This is a genomic window from Flavobacterium sp. T12S277, from assembly GCF_048514875.1.
Lineage (GTDB): Bacteria > Bacteroidota > Bacteroidia > Flavobacteriales > Flavobacteriaceae > Flavobacterium.
This window is the reverse complement of record NZ_JBLYEG010000020.1, coordinates 39,997-58,184: the sequence shown is the minus strand read 5'-3', so window position 1 is coordinate 58,184 and position 18,188 is coordinate 39,997. Positions and strand designations below refer to the sequence as shown.

General features: G+C 38.7%; 11 protein-coding genes. 1 reads left to right on the top strand and 10 read right to left on the bottom strand.

The window, feature by feature from the left end; all coding sequences use genetic code 11:
* Positions 1 to 32: 32 nt before the first annotated feature.
* The 4 genes from ACN1CN_RS20985 to ACN1CN_RS20970 form a co-directional block, all read right to left on the bottom strand.
* Positions 33 to 1,694, bottom strand: a complete 1,662-nt coding sequence (locus ACN1CN_RS20985) for a serine hydrolase domain-containing protein (RefSeq protein WP_419137395.1) — start codon at positions 1,692 to 1,694, stop codon at positions 33 to 35.
* Positions 1,695 to 1,770: 76 nt separating this feature from the next.
* Complete coding sequence (locus ACN1CN_RS20980) at positions 1,771 to 2,583, bottom strand: helix-turn-helix domain-containing protein (protein ID WP_419137393.1); 813 nt, start codon at positions 2,581 to 2,583, stop codon at positions 1,771 to 1,773.
* Positions 2,584 to 2,668: 85 nt separating this feature from the next.
* Positions 2,669 to 5,425, bottom strand: a complete 2,757-nt coding sequence (locus ACN1CN_RS20975) for an AsmA-like C-terminal region-containing protein (RefSeq protein ID WP_419137392.1) — start codon at positions 5,423 to 5,425, stop codon at positions 2,669 to 2,671.
* A gap of 51 nt (positions 5,426 to 5,476) precedes the next feature.
* The gene (locus tag ACN1CN_RS20970; RefSeq protein WP_419137390.1) at positions 5,477 to 6,058 is read right to left on the bottom strand and encodes a tRNA-(ms[2]io[6]A)-hydroxylase; all 582 of its coding nucleotides are present in this window, start codon (positions 6,056 to 6,058) and stop codon (positions 5,477 to 5,479) included.
* Between the two features lie 113 nt (positions 6,059 to 6,171).
* On the opposite strand from ACN1CN_RS20970, the gene ACN1CN_RS20965 reads away from it, so the two are divergent.
* A complete protein-coding gene (locus tag ACN1CN_RS20965) occupies positions 6,172 to 7,416 on the top strand; it encodes a glycosyltransferase family 4 protein (protein WP_419137389.1) in 1,245 nt (414 codons plus the stop codon).
* Positions 7,417 to 7,577: 161 nt separating this feature from the next.
* Here the strand turns inward: ACN1CN_RS20965 and ACN1CN_RS20960 are convergent, their stop codons facing one another.
* The 6 genes from ACN1CN_RS20960 to porU form a co-directional block, all read right to left on the bottom strand.
* On the bottom strand, positions 7,578 to 9,425 hold the full coding sequence (locus ACN1CN_RS20960; protein WP_419137388.1) for a leukotriene A4 hydrolase C-terminal domain-containing protein: 1,848 nt from the start codon (positions 9,423 to 9,425) through the stop codon (positions 7,578 to 7,580).
* 157 nt (positions 9,426 to 9,582) lie between these two features.
* On the bottom strand, positions 9,583 to 11,232 hold the full coding sequence (locus ACN1CN_RS20955; RefSeq protein WP_419137386.1) for a 2-oxo acid dehydrogenase subunit E2: 1,650 nt from the start codon (positions 11,230 to 11,232) through the stop codon (positions 9,583 to 9,585).
* A gap of 4 nt (positions 11,233 to 11,236) precedes the next feature.
* Positions 11,237 to 12,235, bottom strand: a complete 999-nt coding sequence (pdhA, locus tag ACN1CN_RS20950; protein WP_017497233.1) for a pyruvate dehydrogenase (acetyl-transferring) E1 component subunit alpha — start codon at positions 12,233 to 12,235, stop codon at positions 11,237 to 11,239.
* Positions 12,236 to 12,393: 158 nt separating this feature from the next.
* A complete protein-coding gene (cdd, locus tag ACN1CN_RS20945) occupies positions 12,394 to 12,876 on the bottom strand; it encodes a cytidine deaminase (RefSeq protein ID WP_291286848.1) in 483 nt (160 codons plus the stop codon).
* A gap of 79 nt (positions 12,877 to 12,955) precedes the next feature.
* Positions 12,956 to 14,164, bottom strand: coding sequence for a type IX secretion system outer membrane channel protein PorV (gene porV / locus ACN1CN_RS20940; RefSeq protein WP_264526241.1), 1,209 nt, complete (start codon positions 14,162 to 14,164; stop codon positions 12,956 to 12,958).
* Positions 14,165 to 14,204: 40 nt separating this feature from the next.
* Entirely contained in the window at positions 14,205 to 18,044 is a 3,840-nt protein-coding gene (porU, locus tag ACN1CN_RS20935) for a type IX secretion system sortase PorU (protein ID WP_419137383.1), read from the bottom strand.
* Between the last annotated feature and the right edge of the window lie 144 nt (positions 18,045 to 18,188).

Genomic DNA, 18,188 nt, shown 5'->3' with positions numbered 1-18,188 from the left:
AGTGAATACCTTTTTGAACCTGATGCTGGCTTTTATTTTAATAGTGATGGAAGTATATAATCCTGTACAATTTTTTCAGCTTGTGCATGCCCATAAGGTTTGTTGTAGGCTTTTGAAGTAATGATCACGACAAGCGGAAGGTTCTTGAAAATGATAAACTCATTTCCACCATTTCCGGCGCAGTAATAGGTTTCGTAAGGAGTGTTTTTATAAGTAAAAGTTCTGTTCCAAAACAGGTAACCGTAGTATTCGTTTTCTCTTTCCGGAATCTGAAACTGGTGGGTTAGGGTTTTTTGAACCCAATCAGTCGTTAGAATTTGTTTACCATTCCAAAGGCCATTATTTTGATACAATTGTGCATATTTAGCATAATCCAATGCTGTCATTTGCAGACTTCCGGCTGTATTGGCTACTTTCTGCGGAGTGTACTGCCATTGGTAATGCGTTATGTTTAGAGGTTTAAAAAGCTTCTCATCGGCATATTTTTCCAATCCTCCAGGCACAGATTTATGAATGATGTCACCCATTAAAACGACACCGGCCGTAAAATAATCCCATTTACCGCCATTGGTTTTAGATTTGTCCATCGGTAAGTCTAAAGTAAACTTTACCCAATTGTCTGTAGGGTACATGTTTTCTTCGTTTCCTGGGGAATCGCTATTTTGATCAGAGCCCTCAAAGGCGGAGCTCATGGAGAGTAAATCTTTTATTTTTACGCTGTCTTTTTTAGACTCATAGTTGGCATAGTTCTTTAAATCGTAGAATTGGTTCAGCGTTTGATTTTCATTTTTAAGATAACCGTCGTTTATGGCAATTCCTGCTAGAGTTGAGGCAAAAGATTTCCCTGCCGATCGGGTATCGTGTAAAGTGTTTCTGTCGGCTTCATTAAAATATTCTTCAAGCAGCAGTTTTTTATCGTAAATGACAACCACACTGGTGATTTCTTTCAAATTGTAGCTGGCAATAGCTGTGTTGAGTTGTTCAATTTTCTTTTTGTCAAAAGCAAAGTTTGAAACTTCCCAGCCGCTGTTGGGTTGAATGGGTTGAATTTCGATTTGTTTGGCGGTTAGTTTGGGCGCTTTTAGGATCAGCTGAATTTCTCCTTTTGCAATTAAATCTCCTGTTTTGACTGATCCATTTTGATTCGTTTGATAAGGACGAATTTCGATTTTCAGTTTATGCTTGCCATTGGTTAGTGCATTCTCTCCGCCATTCACTTTAAATCGCTCCCACAGGTAAATGGACCACCAGTCTTCTTTTTTGGAACTCGTTAAAGGAACCCTGAAGGTTGTTGAAGTGTCTTTGCTACCTGCCGATCCAAAACTGCATCCGTAATTAAGGTTTTCGGTATAAAGAAGTTTATTGTCGATGTAAAAGGCAAATTGAAGGTTTCCTGTCGTTAAAAGTTGATCTGCGGGTAATTCCGGATTCAATTGATGCAGGTAATTTGTAACAGAGTTGTTCATGAAAACCCTGATGTTCAGATCGGATTTATAGGTTAGTTCAAAGGATTTCAGAAAATCAGTTTCTTTATACTGATCCAGTGGAATGTTGCCTTTCATAAAAGTAACTTTACCCACATTGTTTTTGTGCAGTTCAGTTGTAATTCCGTCCGTTTGGAACAGGTCACTGTTTTGTGCCGAAATCATACCATTGCAAAATAGCAGGGCAAGTAAAAAAAAGTGTTTTATCATTTGATTGATTATAAAGATTGAAAGGCAAATCTACGCTGCAACAAATTCTAAAAATTGTACAGGATTAACATTTGACTTATTTTTTGAAAAGTAACTTTTTGTGCGCTGACGGATTTAGTCCGTTTATTTCTCTGAAGGACCGGGTGAGATGACTTTGGTCGGAGAAACCGCATTCGTAGGCGATTTCGGTTAGCGATTTGTTTTGTAATGCGATGAGCGATAGTGCTTTTTCTACTTTTAATTTTCGAATGTACTCTCCTAAGTTGCAATGAAAATACTTTGAAAAATCTCTTGAAAGGTGAATAGGGTGTATGCCTAATGTTTTCGACAAATAATCGAGTGTCATGGTTTCGGTAAGCTGATCGTGAAGAATTTCATCAATCATTGTAACCCATTTGGGATTTTTATGTAAGACAGACTGAAAATCGCCATTTAGTTTTGATAAAATCTCGATCAATAACGTTTGGGTGGGCAGGTCAAAATGAAAGTCGTCAACCTTGGTCGCTCTGAAAATTTTATACATCAAAAGTTTGATGTCGGGGTTCAGGATGGTTGCGCTTCCTTGTAGGTTGTCGCTGTTCATGGTGAGGCTGTCAAACCATTTCTTTTCGATTTCGAGATGAAAACCTCTTGTGAAACCTTCCGGTTTAATGTTGTAATGTGGTTCCTGCCAGTTGTGAAAAAGGAGGCTTCCCGGGGCGCAATTGTACACTTCTTTTTTATTTCCTTCAATTACATTTCCCTGTAGGATAAAGGTAAAGTAAGCATGCTCGTGATAATGCCAATCTACTTTAGGATGTGTATATACGGTATCTGTTAACGTTATTCCTTCGAGAGAAATCGTTTTGTTTGTCTGGCCGTAAAACTCCCCTCTTTTTGATTGTTTCATGAGTAAGTTGCATTGCTGTTCAAAACTATAAATATAATTTGATTTAAATAAAAAAACCTGTCCATAATGAACAGGTTTTCAGGATTTATTCCTCAGTATCTTTTGTTTCCTCTAAATTTTGAGATTTTCTTCCCACTTTTATTTTTGGATTGTCCTGAGTTCCGGTAATGGTCAGCGGAATTCCAAAGATTCCTAAAGGAGGAAGGCCTAAACGCATTTTTAAGTTCAGTTTTCCGTCTAAACTTGTTGTGCCTTCGATTCTTGGTCGGAAGCCTGCAAACTTAAACTTAAAGCGTTCTACGGTCATGATATTGTTTTTAATCGTAGTTTTAATGTCTACTTTTGAAAGATCCGGGTTTTTTATCGATTCCGTATTGGTTTGTTTGCTTACCGCACTAAACATTTTCAATCCCCTAACTTTCACATCTTTTATCGAAAGGGTTCCTCCACCGGCAAGCGACGGATAAACCGGTTCCATATTGCTGTTTAAACGGCCTTTTAACTGGTAATCTAAAGAAACAATTCCTTGTGCTTTTTCGGCAGCGCTTGCCATTTTTCTAAAAACTTCAATTTCGTTATAGGCTCTTTTAATGTCAAAATCAGAGGCTTTAATCGCGTAATCAAAATTGGCTTTTTTAGGAGTTATCGCCTGATAATTAGCGTTCATGCTCACGTCGCATCCAATTAGATTAAAACCGGTATTCTGCATGTTCAGCTTGCCTTTGTTCATGCTTAAATTTCCAACTGCATTTAAAAGATTCAATTTGTCGAAATTTACTTTTTGGGCATTCGCCGTAAATTGCAGATTTAAATTGGCAGGAATAATAATAACTCCTGTTTGTGCTGTTTGCTTTTGAGGCTGAGTTTCCGTTTTGGCTTCTGTAACCGAAGTAGTTGTCGGAGTAGCCGACATAAATTCATCCACATTAATATAGCGCGATGTCGATTTGAAAGAGCCTTTTAAGACACCGGTATTGGTAGTTGCATAATTAAAAACGTTCTGTAAATAACCATTTAACCTAAAGTCAGATTGGCCATAGGCTGCCAAGAAGTTATTGAAAGACATTTTATCCTGATTGATCTTAAAAATACCTTCTTTGATGATGAATTTCTTCGGAAGATACTCAGAGGTAATGCCAATATTTCTAAGTTCAAGCGTTCCTTTGTTGTGCAGCTTGCGGTAATTTCCTTTTTCTGCATCGCTTTGTTTGCCTTTTAAAACCAAATCAGCTTTTACGAAACCGTCTAAGTCTAGTCCTTTTTGAGAGAAAACTTTATAGATCTTGTTGACATCCAGTTCTCCTTTTGCTTTGATGTCGTAAGCTAAATCATTAAAATTACTAAGATCAGCTTCTACAAAAACAGGCTTTCCTTCAAAGGTGAATTGAGCAGGTTTTAGTTTTATTTTTAAGTCGCCAAAAGTTCCTTTTTGATTCTCAACCTTAGATTTGATGGTGATGTCTGTAATCGGATTTGGATAGTAAGGTGTTTTTAAATAACCGTTTTCCAGATCAATGACACCATTGGTAACCGGAAGAAGTTTGTTTTTTAAATCAAATTTACCATTTGCTTTTACGTCTCCTGCCAGGTTTCCTTTTAGTACGATGTTTGGAATCCCAAGTGCCTGCATTAATTTTCCAAGGTCAATTTTGGCTTTAAAATCGGCGTTGATATCCGGTGTTTTTACACCTGTAACGTTGAATTTCGTTTTTAAATAATCCTGCTTGATGTTTAAGGACAGGTTTTTGGCGTCAACCATAAGCAGATCCGGATTTAATGACGGCACTTTTGTTTTGATCTCTAAATTCAGATTCGAAACCGGGAAAGCGCTTTTGTTGTAATTAACAAATCCGCTGTCTATTTTCACATCCATATTAAGATCCGGGGCAATATTTTGTGCGGCAATATAGTCTCCTTTTAAAGTTAAAAGCAGATTGGTATTTCCTTTCAATTCTGTTTTCGACAGCCAGGTAATGTATTTTGGAGGGAAGGCGGTAAAAACATCGTGTAAATCACTGTTGTCTGATTTTATCACAAAATCCATATTGTATCCGTCTTTCAGGAAGTTGAATTTCCCAATAAAGTCGACAATAAGGTCATTTATTTTAAGGTTATTTTGTTGGAAATAAAAAGAAAGGGAGTTGACGTTGACTTTTGTGATCAGATCAGCATTTACCTTTTTGTTCATCAAATAAGGCTCATTTTCATAAACGATATTTAACTTTTCAATTTTTGCTTTCGAATACAAATCGAAAACGGCTTTGTTTAAATCTCCTTTTCCTAAATAATCAAATCCGAAAGCATCAAAATGTATTTTCGTCGATTTGTCGTCGTAAACAATCTTACTGTTTAAAATCTCGATTCGTTCCAGTTTTAAGGCGGTTTCGGTGCTGTCTTTGGGATTTGAATCCTGCGAAGAACCTTTATAAATGTTGTAATTGGCTTCTCCTTCTTCGTTTACCTTTACATTGATGAAAGAATCAGACAAATAAATCTGATCGATTTTTACCTCTTTGCTAAAAACAAGACTGGCTACATTGATACCAAAAGAAACTTCCTTGGCGGTAATGAATTTTTCGCTCTTATAAGGAGCTGAGCCGTTAAGGTTTAAGTCGCTTAAGGTTAGAGTCAGAGAGGGGAAATGCTGAAAAAACGAAACCGAAACATCAGAATAGTTGAGTTCTGCGCTTAGTTTCTCGTTGGCGGTTTTTTTAATTTGTTCCTTAATTGTATCTTCAAAAATAATGGGCGTAAGGAACAGTAATCCTATAATGACAACAAAAGTAATCCCAAGGTATTTGGCCGTTTTTAGTAAAATGGTCTTTATTTTATTTGCAGACATAACAAATTGTGGTATTTATAGGTAAAAATGAAAATCGAATTTTAAGAGTTATTATCCGTGTACGGTCTCATTTTTTCCGTAGTTGGTAATAATTGAACCTTCAAATTCAATCCATTCTTTCCAGCGTTTATCGATATCTATATTGTCGGTATATTTTCTTGCAAAACCTAAAAATGTAGTGTAATGTCCGGCTTCAGAAATCATTAAATCACGGTAGAATTTAGCCAGTTCTTCGTCTTTTATGTTTTCTGAAAGTACTTTAAAACGCTCGCAGCTTCTGGCTTCAATCATAGCCGAAAACAACAGACGATCGCAAAGAGCATCTCTGCGGCTGCCGTCTTTTTTCATGAATTTAAAAAGTTCATTTACATAATGATCTTTTCTTTCACGCCCCAGAGTCAAACCTCTTTTTTTGATGATATCGTGCACCATTTGCAAATGCTCCAGTTCTTCTCTTGCGATCACAAGCATTTCGGTTACTAATTCTTCCAATTCAGAATTGTAAGTAACTAAGCTGATGGCATTTGAAGCGGCTTTTTGTTCGCACCAGGCATGATCCGTCAAAATTTCTTCGATATTTGATTCTACGATATTGACCCAGCGGGGGTCTGTGGCTAATTTTAATCCTAACATAATTGCTTCCGAAATTTGTATTTGGCAAAATTAGTCTTTTTTCGACCAAAAACAGGAAATATCGTGCGAATACGCTCGAAAAAGCATTATTTTGCAGGTTGAAATGAATATAAATGAATCCAGTGCGTAAACTTTTAATTATCGGTTCTGTCTGGCCCGAGCCAAATTCGTCTGCTGCCGGAGGTAGAATGATGCAGTTAATTTCCATTTTTAAGCAAAATGGATTTGAGATTACATTCGTCAGTGCAGCCTTAGACAGCGATTTTATGGTGGACTTGTCTGCGTTTGGAGTTGATAAAAAAAGCATCGAACTCAATTCGGCCAGTTTTGACGCCTTTGTGTTGGAATTAGATCCAAATGTTGTGTTGTTTGATCGTTTTATGATCGAGGAACAATTTGGATGGCGTATAACCGAAAATTGTCCGGAAGCAATTCGGATTCTCGATACCGAAGATTTACATTGTTTGCGAGCAGCAAGGCAAAATGCTTTTAAGAAGGGCCGGAAATTTGAACTCGAAGATTTGTTTTCTGAAGAAGTAGCAAAGCGGGAAATTGCCAGTATTTTAAGATGTGATTTGTCTTTGATTATTTCAGAATTTGAGATGAATGTTTTGAAAGAGATGTTCAGAATCAATGAAGAGCTGCTTTTGTATCTTCCTTTTTTAGTAGAGGCAATGTCGGATGATGCTCTTTTGGAATTACCTTCCTTTGAAGAAAGGAAAAAGTTTGTTTTTATTGGGAATTTCTTTCATGAACCCAATTGGAACACCGTTCAGTATTTAAAAGAAACCATCTGGCCTTTGATAAAAACGGATTTTCCGGAAGCTGTTTTAGAGGTTTACGGTGCTTATCCGTCGCAAAAAGTAGTACAGCTGCATCAGCCAAAAAACGGGTTTTATATAATGGGCAGGGCAGAAGATGCTAATGAAGTGGTAAAAAATGCGAGGGTTGTTCTGGCGCCTATTCGGTTTGGAGCCGGTTTAAAAGGCAAATTGCTCGAGGCAATGCAATGCGGAACGCCTAGTGTAACCACAACAATTGGTGCTGAAGCCATGCATGCCAACTTGCCCTGGAATGGATTTATAACCGATGATGTATCCGAGTTTGTTAAAAATGCAATTGCACTTTATCAGGATGGAAGTCTTTGGAAAGAAGCTCAGAAAAAAGGTGTCACTATTATTAACGAATGTTATCTGAAAGATAAATTTTCGGCTGGATTAGTAGCTGTAGTCAATTCATTGCTGATGGATTCTAAAAGCCATCGTCTGCATAATTTTATGGGTAATTTATTGCAGCATCACGCGTATCGAAGTACGATGTACATGTCAAAATGGATCGAAGCTAAGAATAAGAACTAAAAAAAACCAGATTACACTTTGCGTAATCTGGTTTTTTTTCAGTCTCAGTCTCAGTCTCAGTTTTCAGTCTCAGTCTCAGTACGCAGTCTCAGTCTCAGTTTTCAAGCAGCACTGCCTACTACAACTGTTCGCTGCGACTGCCTACTGAGACTAAAAAAACTCTATTTCAAAACCCCTTCAACAGCCTGAATCGTTGTAGCATGATAACCTGATTTTGCTTTTTCGAAAATCTGTTTTGCCCAAACTTTTCCGTCCGGAGTTTTAACCATTTCTTTGTAAAGCATCATTACCGATCCTGTTCGGCTTATTCCGATTAGGAATTGCTCAATTGCAGGATTGGCTGCTTTGTATTGATGTTCAATGGCCTGAACAAACCATTGGCGTTTGATGATGAAATTACCGCCTTTTGTAAAGTTGAATTCTTTGTCAATCGCTTCCATTTCTGTTGCTGTAATGTCAGCCGGAAGATGATCTATAAAATGCTGTTTTTCGGCAGTTGTCGTAATTTTTTTGCTTAGACCTGTCACGCCCGTTTCTCTCCAGGTTTTTTGGATTTGATCAATTGCATCAAAATCAGGAGAACTTACCGGAAGGATGTTTGACGGAATTCCCGGTTTGTAAATCCAGTCTTCTAATTTGATTTTATCCGCTAAAGCTTTGTCGCCTTTAATCAGGTTTTCATTGATGTATTTTACAAAATCTTCTGTTGTGATGGATTGGAACGCATGAGAATCGAAATAGTTCTTAATAAACGGATCGAATTTCTCACGTCCAACTGCATTCTCAATAACTCTTAAAAAAGCATATCCTTTTACGTAAGGAATCATACTGATACCATCGTCAGGATTTCTTCCTGTAAGGCTTACTTTTAATCGGGTATCCGGACTATCTGCTCCATATTCTGCTACATTATCCACTAATTCTTTGTTGGTGATAACGTTTTGCATCTCAAATTCTTTCTTTCCAAAGATGGCTTCTCCAATTCTGTGTTCTACATAAGTGGTAAAACCTTCGTTTAACCAAATGTCATCCCAGGTTGCATTGGTCACTAAGTTTCCGCTCCAGCTGTGTCCTAATTCATGTGCTAAAAGACTTGTTAGCGAACGATCTCCTGCAATTACGCCCGGAGTTAAGAAAGTTAGGTTCGGGTTTTCCATTCCGCCATAAGGGAAGCTTGGAGGTAAAACCAATACATCATAACGTCCCCAACGATATGGACCGTATAGTTTTTCGGCAGCAACGACCATTTTTCCAAGTTCAGCAAATTCCCAAGCCGATTTTTTCAGCATGGAAGGTTCTGCATAAACTCCGGTTCTGTTGTCGATTGCCTGGAATTCAATATCTCCAACGGCAATTGCCATTAAATAAGACGGAATTGCTTTATCCTGCTTAAAAGTATAAACTCCGGTATCGTTTTTCTTTTGTGGATTCACAGCGCTCATAACGGCTAATAAATCTTTAGGAACGGTAACTTTTGCATTGTAAGTAAAGCGAATTCCCGGTGAATCCTGACACGGAATCCAGGTACGCGACCAAACGCTTTCGCCCTGAGAGAATAAGAATGGCTTCTTTTTGTCTGCGGTCTGTTCCGGTTTCAACCATTGCAATGCTACAGCCTCTTTGGTGGTGTTGTAGTAAATATTTACTTTGGTGGTGTTGGGCTCAATAGCAATATGAAGCGGTTTTCCGTGAAATTCGGTGTCCGCACCAAGCTCGAATTTGGTTTCTTTTTCTTCGTCTCCTAAAGTTACTTTGGTAATGTTAAGGGTGTTTTCGTCGAAGATAATTTCGTTTCCTTTGCTGATGTTGTCAATTTGCCAGGAAGCTTTTCCGGTGATGGTTTGGGTATTGAAATCGACTTTAATGTCAAGATCGAGGTGTTTCACAACAGCCAATTCCGGTTTAGAATAGCTGTGTTTGTCAATGACGGCTGTGTTTTTTTCGGTTTGTTCTTTTTTCTGGCAGGCGAAAGCCGTTAAGAATAAAGCTACAAGGATTATTTTCTTCATTTTTATGTATTTTGGATTTGCGGATGAAAATTAAACAAAAAATCCCGTTTTGAATGAACAAAACGGGATTTTATTATAGGGGTCTTCGACTTCGCTCAGACGGACATTCGACTTCGCTCAGACATTCGACTTTGCTCAGATGAACATGGCATAAAAATTATGCTAACATGGTCACCGGGCTTTCGATGTATTGTTTTAGTGTTTGTAAAAACTGAGCTCCGGTTGCACCGTCAATCGTTCTGTGGTCACAAGCCAATGATAACATCATGGTGTTTCCAACTACAATCTGACCGTTTTTCACTACTGGTTTCTCTACAATTGCTCCTACAGAAAGGATAGCAGAGTTTGGCTGATTGATGATTGAATTGAATTCAGTGATACCAAACATTCCAAGGTTAGAAACTGTAAAAGTGCTTCCTTCCATTTCCTGTGGTCCTAGTTTTTTGTTTTTAGCTCTTCCGGCAAGATCTCTTACTGAAGCACCAATTTGAGATAAGCTCATGGCATCTGTAAATTTCAATACTGGAACTACTAATCCGTCTTCAACCGCTACAGCAACACCAATGTTTACGTGGTGGTTGATGATGATAGCATCTTCTTTCCACTGAGAGTTGATTTTTGGATGTTTTTTCAAGGCTAATGCACAAGCTTTGATTACCATATCGTTAAAAGATACTTTTGTATCCGGAACGGTATTGATTGTTGCTCTTGCGCCCATAGCTTCGTCCATGCTTACTTCGATCACTAAGTTGTAGTGAGGAGCTGTAAATAAAGATTCTGCCAAACGTTTTGCGATAATTTTACGCATTTGAGAGTTTTTGATCTCTTCGGTGAAAACTTCTCCGGCAGGAACAAAAACTTTTGGTGCAGCAGCAGGAGCAGCTTCTGGCGTTTTAGTAGCAGGAGTTGCAGTTGCAGCAGTTGCCTGAGCAGCAGCTGGAGTAAAGTTTTCGATATCGCTTTTTACGATACGTCCGTTTTCTCCTGAACCTTTAACCTGAGTCAATTGGATTCCTTTGTCAGAAGCGATTTTCTTTGCTAATGGTGAAGCTAAGATTCTTCCTCCGTTTGAAGTTTCGGCTACAGTTTCTGTTGCTTTTTCAGCAGCAGGAGCAGCTTTTACTTCTTCAGTTGCAGGAGCGCTTGCAGCACCTCCGGCAGTATAGTTTGCAGAAATTCCCGAAACATCAGTTCCGGCAGGTCCAATGATAGCTAATAAGCTGTCAACAGGAGCTGTATTTCCTTCCTGAATTCCAATGTACAATAAAGTTCCGGCATTGAAAGACTCAAACTCCATAGTCGCTTTGTCTGTTTCAATTTCGGCTAAGATGTCTCCTTCGGCAACAGTATCACCTACTTTTTTCAACCAGGAAGCTACAGTTCCTTCAGTCATGGTATCGCTCAAACGTGGCATAGTAACCACTACAACACCTTTTGGTAATTCAGTTGCAGCTTTTGCAGGAGCAGCAGTTTCTGTTTTTGTTTCTGCAGCAGGGGCAGCTTCCGCTTTTGGAGCTTCTGCAGCAGCAGGGGCAGCACCACCGGCTAAAAGAGCAGAGATGTCTTCTCCTTCGTTACCAATGATAGCTAATAAAGAGTCAACAGGAGCAGTTTCTCCCGCTGGTATTCCGATATGTAAAAGAGTTCCTTCGTTGAAAGACTCAAATTCCATTGTTGCTTTGTCTGTTTCAATTTCAGCTAAGATATCTCCTTCGCTAATTTTGTCGCCTACTTTTTTAAGCCAAGTCGCTACCGTTCCTTCCGTCATAGTATCGCTCAAACGAGGCATTGTAATAATTGTTGCCATTGATTTATAGTTTATGAGGTGTAAATGGATAGTCTTCTTGTGCGTATACTACATCATACAATTGTTGTAATTCAGGATATGGAGATTCTTCAGCAAATTTCACACATTCTTCTACTAAATCTTTTACTCTTTGGTCGATTACTTCAATTTCTTCTTCCGTAGCATATTTTTGATCCATAATTACATCTAAAACCTGAGTAATAGGGTCAATTTTTTTGTATTCTTCTACTTCTTCTTTAGAACGGTACAATTGTGCATCCGACATTGAGTGTCCTCTGTAACGGTACGTTTTCATTTCAAGGAAAGTAGGTCCGTCACCACGACGTGCTCTGTCAATAGCTTCTGTCATTGCTTCTGCAACTTTTACCGGATTCATTCCGTCAACTGGTCCGCAAGGCATTTCGTATCCTAAACCAAGTTTCCAGATGTCGGTGTGATTTGCAGTTCTTTCAACAGAAGTTCCCATCGCATAACCGTTGTTTTCAACGATAAATACAACCGGTAATTTCCATAACATAGCCATGTTGAAAGCTTCGTGTAATGAACCTTGTCTGGCAGCACCATCACCAAAGTAAGTCATAGTAACTCCGCCAGTGTTGAAATATTTATCGGCAAAAGCCAAACCAGCTCCTACCGGAATTTGTCCACCAACAATTCCGTGTCCTCCGTAAAAACGGTGTTCTTTAGAGAAAATGTGCATAGAACCTCCCATACCTTTTGAGGTTCCGGTTGCTTTTCCTAAAAGTTCTGCCATTACGTTTCTAGGATCAACTCCCATACCAATTGGCTGAACGTGGTTTCTGTATGCAGTAATCATTTTGTCTTTAGTCAGGTCCATAGCGTGCAATGCACCTGCTAATACAGCTTCCTGACCATTATATAGGTGTAAAAAACCTCTAACTTTTTGTTGAATGTATAATGCTGCAAGTTTGTCTTCAAACTTTCTCCAAAGTAGCATGTCTTCGTACCACTTTAAATATACTTCTTTTGTAACTTCTTTCATCTGAATTCTTTCTTTTGCTAAAGTTTGTTTGTGTTATCAATTGTTGCCTATAACGCAAAATAGTTTCCTCCCACAAATTTGCGCCCGAAAGGTCGGGATGCAAAAATAAGACATTCCTATTAAGAAGTAAAATTTAAAAGCCACTTTTTGGCTTTTTTTTACAAGAACTTTTTATCAAACATAAAAGGAAGTAAATTTTTTAGGGATGCCGATTTATAAACTTCACCTATTTCACCCATAAAATAGATTTCGATAGGGGTATCCTGTCTGATCTCGTATTCTGCAATAGATTGTCGGCAAGAACCACATGGTGGAATCGGTGCTGTCGTCTGGTTGGTGTCTGAAGCTGCTGTAATGGCCATTTTTAAAATTTTGGCTCCCGGATACACACTTCCGGCATGATAAATAGCAACACGCTCTGCACATAATCCTGAAGGATAAGCTGCATTTTCCTGATTAGATCCTACGACTATTTTTCCGTTGTCTAAAAGTAAAGCGGCTCCAACCCGAAACTGAGAATAGGGAGCGTAAGCGTTTTTGCGGACTTCGACTGCCTGACGCATTAAGTCCTGAATGTCGTTTGAAAGTTCTTCAAGGTTGTTGTAAACGTTAAAGGATGATGTAATGCTTATTTCTTTCATTTGTTTTTAAGGGAAAAAAAATCCAAATCTCTAACTTAATAGAAATTTGGATTGTTATTAATTTTTTTGTTTTCTGGTTTTAGTATACTTCGTATTTGTCGCCAAAGTTAAAGGTTAAAGAAAAACGAAGTGTATTTTCTAACGGATTTTTAACTTTTGAAGTCGAAAATAAATATGAAACGTCAACTTTTACAACATTATATTTGAATCCGGCTCCTAAAGAGAAGAATTGTCTTGCTCCTTTTACCGGACTTTCATGAAAATATCCTGCTCGTAAGGCAAAAGCATCCTGATACATATATTCGGCACCTACACTATAAGTGATTTCTTTTAGTTCTTCGCTAAAACCACCCGGCGCATCTCCAAATGATTTAAAGATTCCCGATACCCAGCCAATGTCTTTGTAGTTTTTGTAGTTTGCTGCGTTAGCTTGTTCCTGAGAAATGTCTCCCGGATCTGTAAAATCGCCGTCGCCATTTGCATCTACAGGAGTTCCTGGTCCCGGAGGAGTTGGAACTAAAAGTTTGCTGACTTCGACACTAAGGCCTACTTTATTGTAATCGTCTAAGATGAAGTCGAAACCTCCTCCTAATCTAAGATTAGCTGGTAAAAAGTTAGAACTGATATCGTCGTTGTCATAACTTATTTTTGGTCCAAGATTTTGCAGGTTGAAACCACCTCTCCATCTTCCGTTGAAGTCAGAATAAGCAATCTCTTCTGATTGGTAGAATCCGGCAACGTCTACAGCGAAAGAACTTGCTGCTGATGCATCGATATCTTCCGAAGCAATTTTCAGGTTAGAACGAATGTATCTTGCGGCTACAGCCATAGAGAATGTTTCGCTTAATTTAAGAGAGTAAGATCCGTCGAAAGCAAATTCATTCGGTGAAACGATTCTTGCCGCTTCATTTGGATCCCCCGTTGTACGTAACTCAATATCTCCAAAACCAAAATAACGGAAACTTCCCGCAAAGGCGCTTCGGTCGTTGATTTTGTTGTAGTAGGTTACCTGGCCTAACGAAATGTCATTGGCTAAGTCAGTCAGATAAGGAGTGTAACTGATAGAAAATCCCTGCTTGTCTACGGAGAAAGCATATTTTGCAGGATTCCATTGTTGCGAATAGGCGTCGGCTGATGTAGCAACACCCTGATCGGCTAAACCGGCGGCTCTTGCGTCGGCTGCGACTAGTAAAAAAGGTACTCCGGTAGTAATAGGGCGTTCAATGTTTTGAGCTTTTGCGTACGGAATAATTAAAAAACAAATTAATAATAGCGATATTTTTTTCATTTACGTAATTATGGAGTTGGTGATACAAATATATAGATTATTATAAGATGACAAGCTTTTCGTATTTTTCTGCCTTTTTATTTGTCAAATTTGATTTGACAGTGAGTTTGTAAATATAAACGCCTTTCCCGATTCGATCGCCAAAATCATCCTTTCCGTCCCAGGTTATTTCTCTCGACAGGAAGCCTTCTGTGGTGATGATCTGGTTTTTTGTCCAGACTACTTTACCGGTTATGGTCATGACCTGAACCTGAACATCAAGGGGTTCGTAAGGTCTGTTGTGTGAAAACCAAAATTGGGTATAGGTTGAAAAAGGGTTAGGATAATTAAGAACGTGAGTTAGGGTTAGCGATTCATCTCCAACAACTATAAATTGTATTTCACTGGTTACAGGATTGTTGTACACATCCCATGCCGTAAAAGTTATAGTGTGCATTCCGGCGGCAAGATTTCGCAATGGAAAACGTAAATTTCCATTGGTATAATCGTCTAGTTTTGTCTGATAATAATCATTGAGAACAAAAGGGTTGCTTACATCGCCATCCAGCACTGCTATAATATCATGCCCGATTCCGCTTGCTGTATTGATTCCGTTTTCATCTTCAAGAAACGCCAGTAAAAAGGGCGATTCGTTTGTAATTCCTCCCGATACAAAAGTTTCATCGTTCATATATAACTTCACTTTTGGACTTATATTGTCCTGTGGAGCATTTTCATTTATTCCTCCAATTTTTATGGTAGTGTTGTAACCGGCTTGATTTTCAAGTGTTTGTGTTTTCTTGGAGTAAAAGCTGATTCGGCCGTAATCAACAGGGACGCGGATGTCTCTGGGTACGACAAAGCTAAATTCGAACTGACCGTTGGTTACCGATGCATTTCCTCTGAAAATAGTTTCACCTAATATTTTGAATGACATTGCAGGGCTATATCCATCGTTGTTCAGAGTGGTGGTGGTGATTAGTTTGTCGAAAATAGCTGTTGCTAATTCACCATTGTAATTGCTTAAAAGATTGTTGTTCTCATCGGTAATTTCTCCTGTGATTTTAATTTTGGATAAGGATTTGAAATCCGGAATCGCCTGAGAAACTGCAATATCATTGATTTTTGTCAGATTGATTTTTGGTTTCGGAATGGCCAGCATCAAAGCGGGATCTCCAATATAAAAAATAACATTACTGGCAGAACTTGGGTTTTCATTTTTAGAAATTCGGAGTGCCTCTGCGATGGTGGTGTATTGACTGGATCCGTAAGAAAACAGGTTTTTGTTCAGGCTGTCGTTAAAGTTTTCGGCATTGTATTGTCCGATCGCACGAACGGTGGTTAACATGGAAATAGCGCCGCCTTTTGGGTTCCAAAAAGTATATTCTCCTGCGGTTGGTCTCGTAGGGTCGTCAAATCTTGAAAACTCACAGGTGATGGTGATAAATAACGGGTATTTGTATTGGTTGCTCAGGTTTTGTCCGTCTGATTTTTCCCAGAGTCGTTCGCCTGCCAGTCCATCTTCACCGCCATGTCCAAGATAGTTGAAAACTAAAGCGCCTTTTTCGAACGCATTAAACATATCGGTTCGGGCTTTAGGGTATCTGGCTCCTCCTGCCGAAGCTTCCTGTGTATAAGAGTCGAGAAGAATTTTGTCGATATTAAGGAATGGTTTTTGGGTAGAGATTGCATCGGCAAGGCTGTTCTGGCGGGCTTGCAGACTCGCATCGGAGGCTCTGTCAGAGTCGTCGCTTATCATAACAATGTTGTTGCGCCAGTTTCCAAAAGATTTCTGATCGTGATATTCGAGAACTTTATTGACCATTTCAGCTGCCTGTGCATTGTCGGAAATTAACATTCTGCCTACTGCGATATCAATTCCGCCAAAAGGGAAAACAACAACTCCTTCATTGGCATCCATTAGACCGTAAAAATCATCCGATGCAAATGAGGCTTCTCCGGTAGAGTTGCTGGTTGCAGATTGATATATAGGTACAATATTGGTGTTGTTTGAGATTCGGTCCTTATAATCAAACGAGGCGTCTCCAAATAAGTTTACATATTTAAGTCTTTTGTCGGGAGAAGAAGCGTTATTATAAAGGTATCGAATGCAATTTCGGATAGCGGCCACATCTTGCTTTCCGGAAGAGAACTCCTGATAGATGTTTTCTAATGCAACTACTTTTACGTTTAAATTGGAATTCACCCGGTGAAAAGTGGCTAGTTTTTCGGCTTGGGAAGTCAGAGATTTTGGAGCTACAATAATATAGTCGATATCCTGAAAGCTGTTTTGAGCATTCCTGAAAAGCGTTCCTTTTAAATTCTGATTAACCACTTTAGACTGGTTCTCTTTTAAAGGAGCGTAATAATCGGCGGGGTCAATTGCTATGTATTTTCTGATTTCTCCTAAAGAGGCCTTAAAACTAAAGTTGGCTTGGCCGGTGTTTTCTATTTTTAAGGTATTGGTTGGATCTGTGACGTCCCAAATTTGAGCAATACCGGCGGCGTTGCCTATTGTGTAATTGACTATTCCGGGGGTTGCGCCTGCTAAATCGTATTGAAATTTAAATTGTTTTCCGGTGCCCAGAAGTTTTCTTTTGGCAATCAGATTAATGAAATCAAGGTATCCTTTTGATCCCGGAACTCCATTGTTATTATAGGTAAGTTTTATTTTTACATTTTCGGCTCCGGTAAAAGTTGCGTTGGAGGGTAGTTTCTGAGCGTAAAATTTTATATCGCCATTGAGAACTAATGCCTGAAAATTGAGATTGCCAACATTTTGCCCGTTAGCAGAAATGGCAAACGAAGTAGGAGTGTAGGCTGCCGAAGCTGCTTTAACTTCTATTTTTACAGGAGTCGAAGGGTCGATATTCGGGAAGTTGAAGTTGAACTCCTGCTCCTGAGTAATGTCGAAAGATTCGCCGTACCATTCGCGGCCTAAGTGAGCGATATTTGTTTTGTCGATTTCGTGAAACTGGTAGTCGTCAAAAGTATTGAGTTCTAAAGTGCTGCTTCCGGTTGGCTGATTGAGCGGAGAGATTCGTTTTCCGTCACCGCCCGTAATGGTAATGTAATAGTAAGACTTGGTATCGTACAGGTTTAAGTTGGTCTGGCTTTCGGTACTCCAGTTTTCAACTCCTTCACCATAAAAAAGAATATAGTCCTCATTGTTAAAAACACCATCTGCTTCCCCAACAATCTGAATAGCATTTTCTGTCAGATCTTCCGGATAATAAACGTTGTTGGCCAAAGGAAGCATTTTTCCTCCGTTTCCATAGATTTTGATTCTTCTCGGGTCTGTTTTTCCCGGGTCAAAACCAATACTTTGCAAAAAGGCTCTGGAGAGTTTATAAACACCCGATTTTTCGACGTAAAAACGGTACCAGTCTCCCGAAGATAATACGGAATTGTAAACGGCAGCTGTTTTTTGAAAAGAAGAAGAGTTATTGTTTTTTGCTGTTGTACTGGTGGTCGTATTGTAGGAAAAAGATCGTATTCTTTTAAAGCTGTTTCCTTCTTTTATGATAGGCGACAAAGATAAAAACACCTGCGTCAGGTCTCTTGAAAGGGTTGTTTTTAAGGTTTCATTTGGTTTTTCGGGGATGTTTTCGATTGAAAGGTCGCCAAGATCAGCAATCGAAACAGACTCGTAAATAATGTTGGAAATTTGAATCGAATTGTAGTTCGCAGAACCTGCTTCCGTCAGATTCAATAATAAAATTATGCTTTTTTTAGTAGTATCATACCGGAAACCGTTTCCTGAAAAATAGGGTATTTTTAATTTAGAGTCACCAAAACTCATCTCTTTTTTGTTTTGCCAATCTAACGTAAAGCCTCCATTTATCTGGGAAAATGAGATAAAAGGAATCAGAAAAAGGTATAAAATCAGGGCTTGTTTCATTAGTGGATAAAACGGTTTTTAATTAAAAATATTTTAGTAGGTAAAAATATAGTATTTCATGTTATAGTAAATAATAAAAAGTATATTTTTGCGTTCGTAACAATAGGTTATTTTCTGGTAAAAAACAGCTAAATAAAATTATTA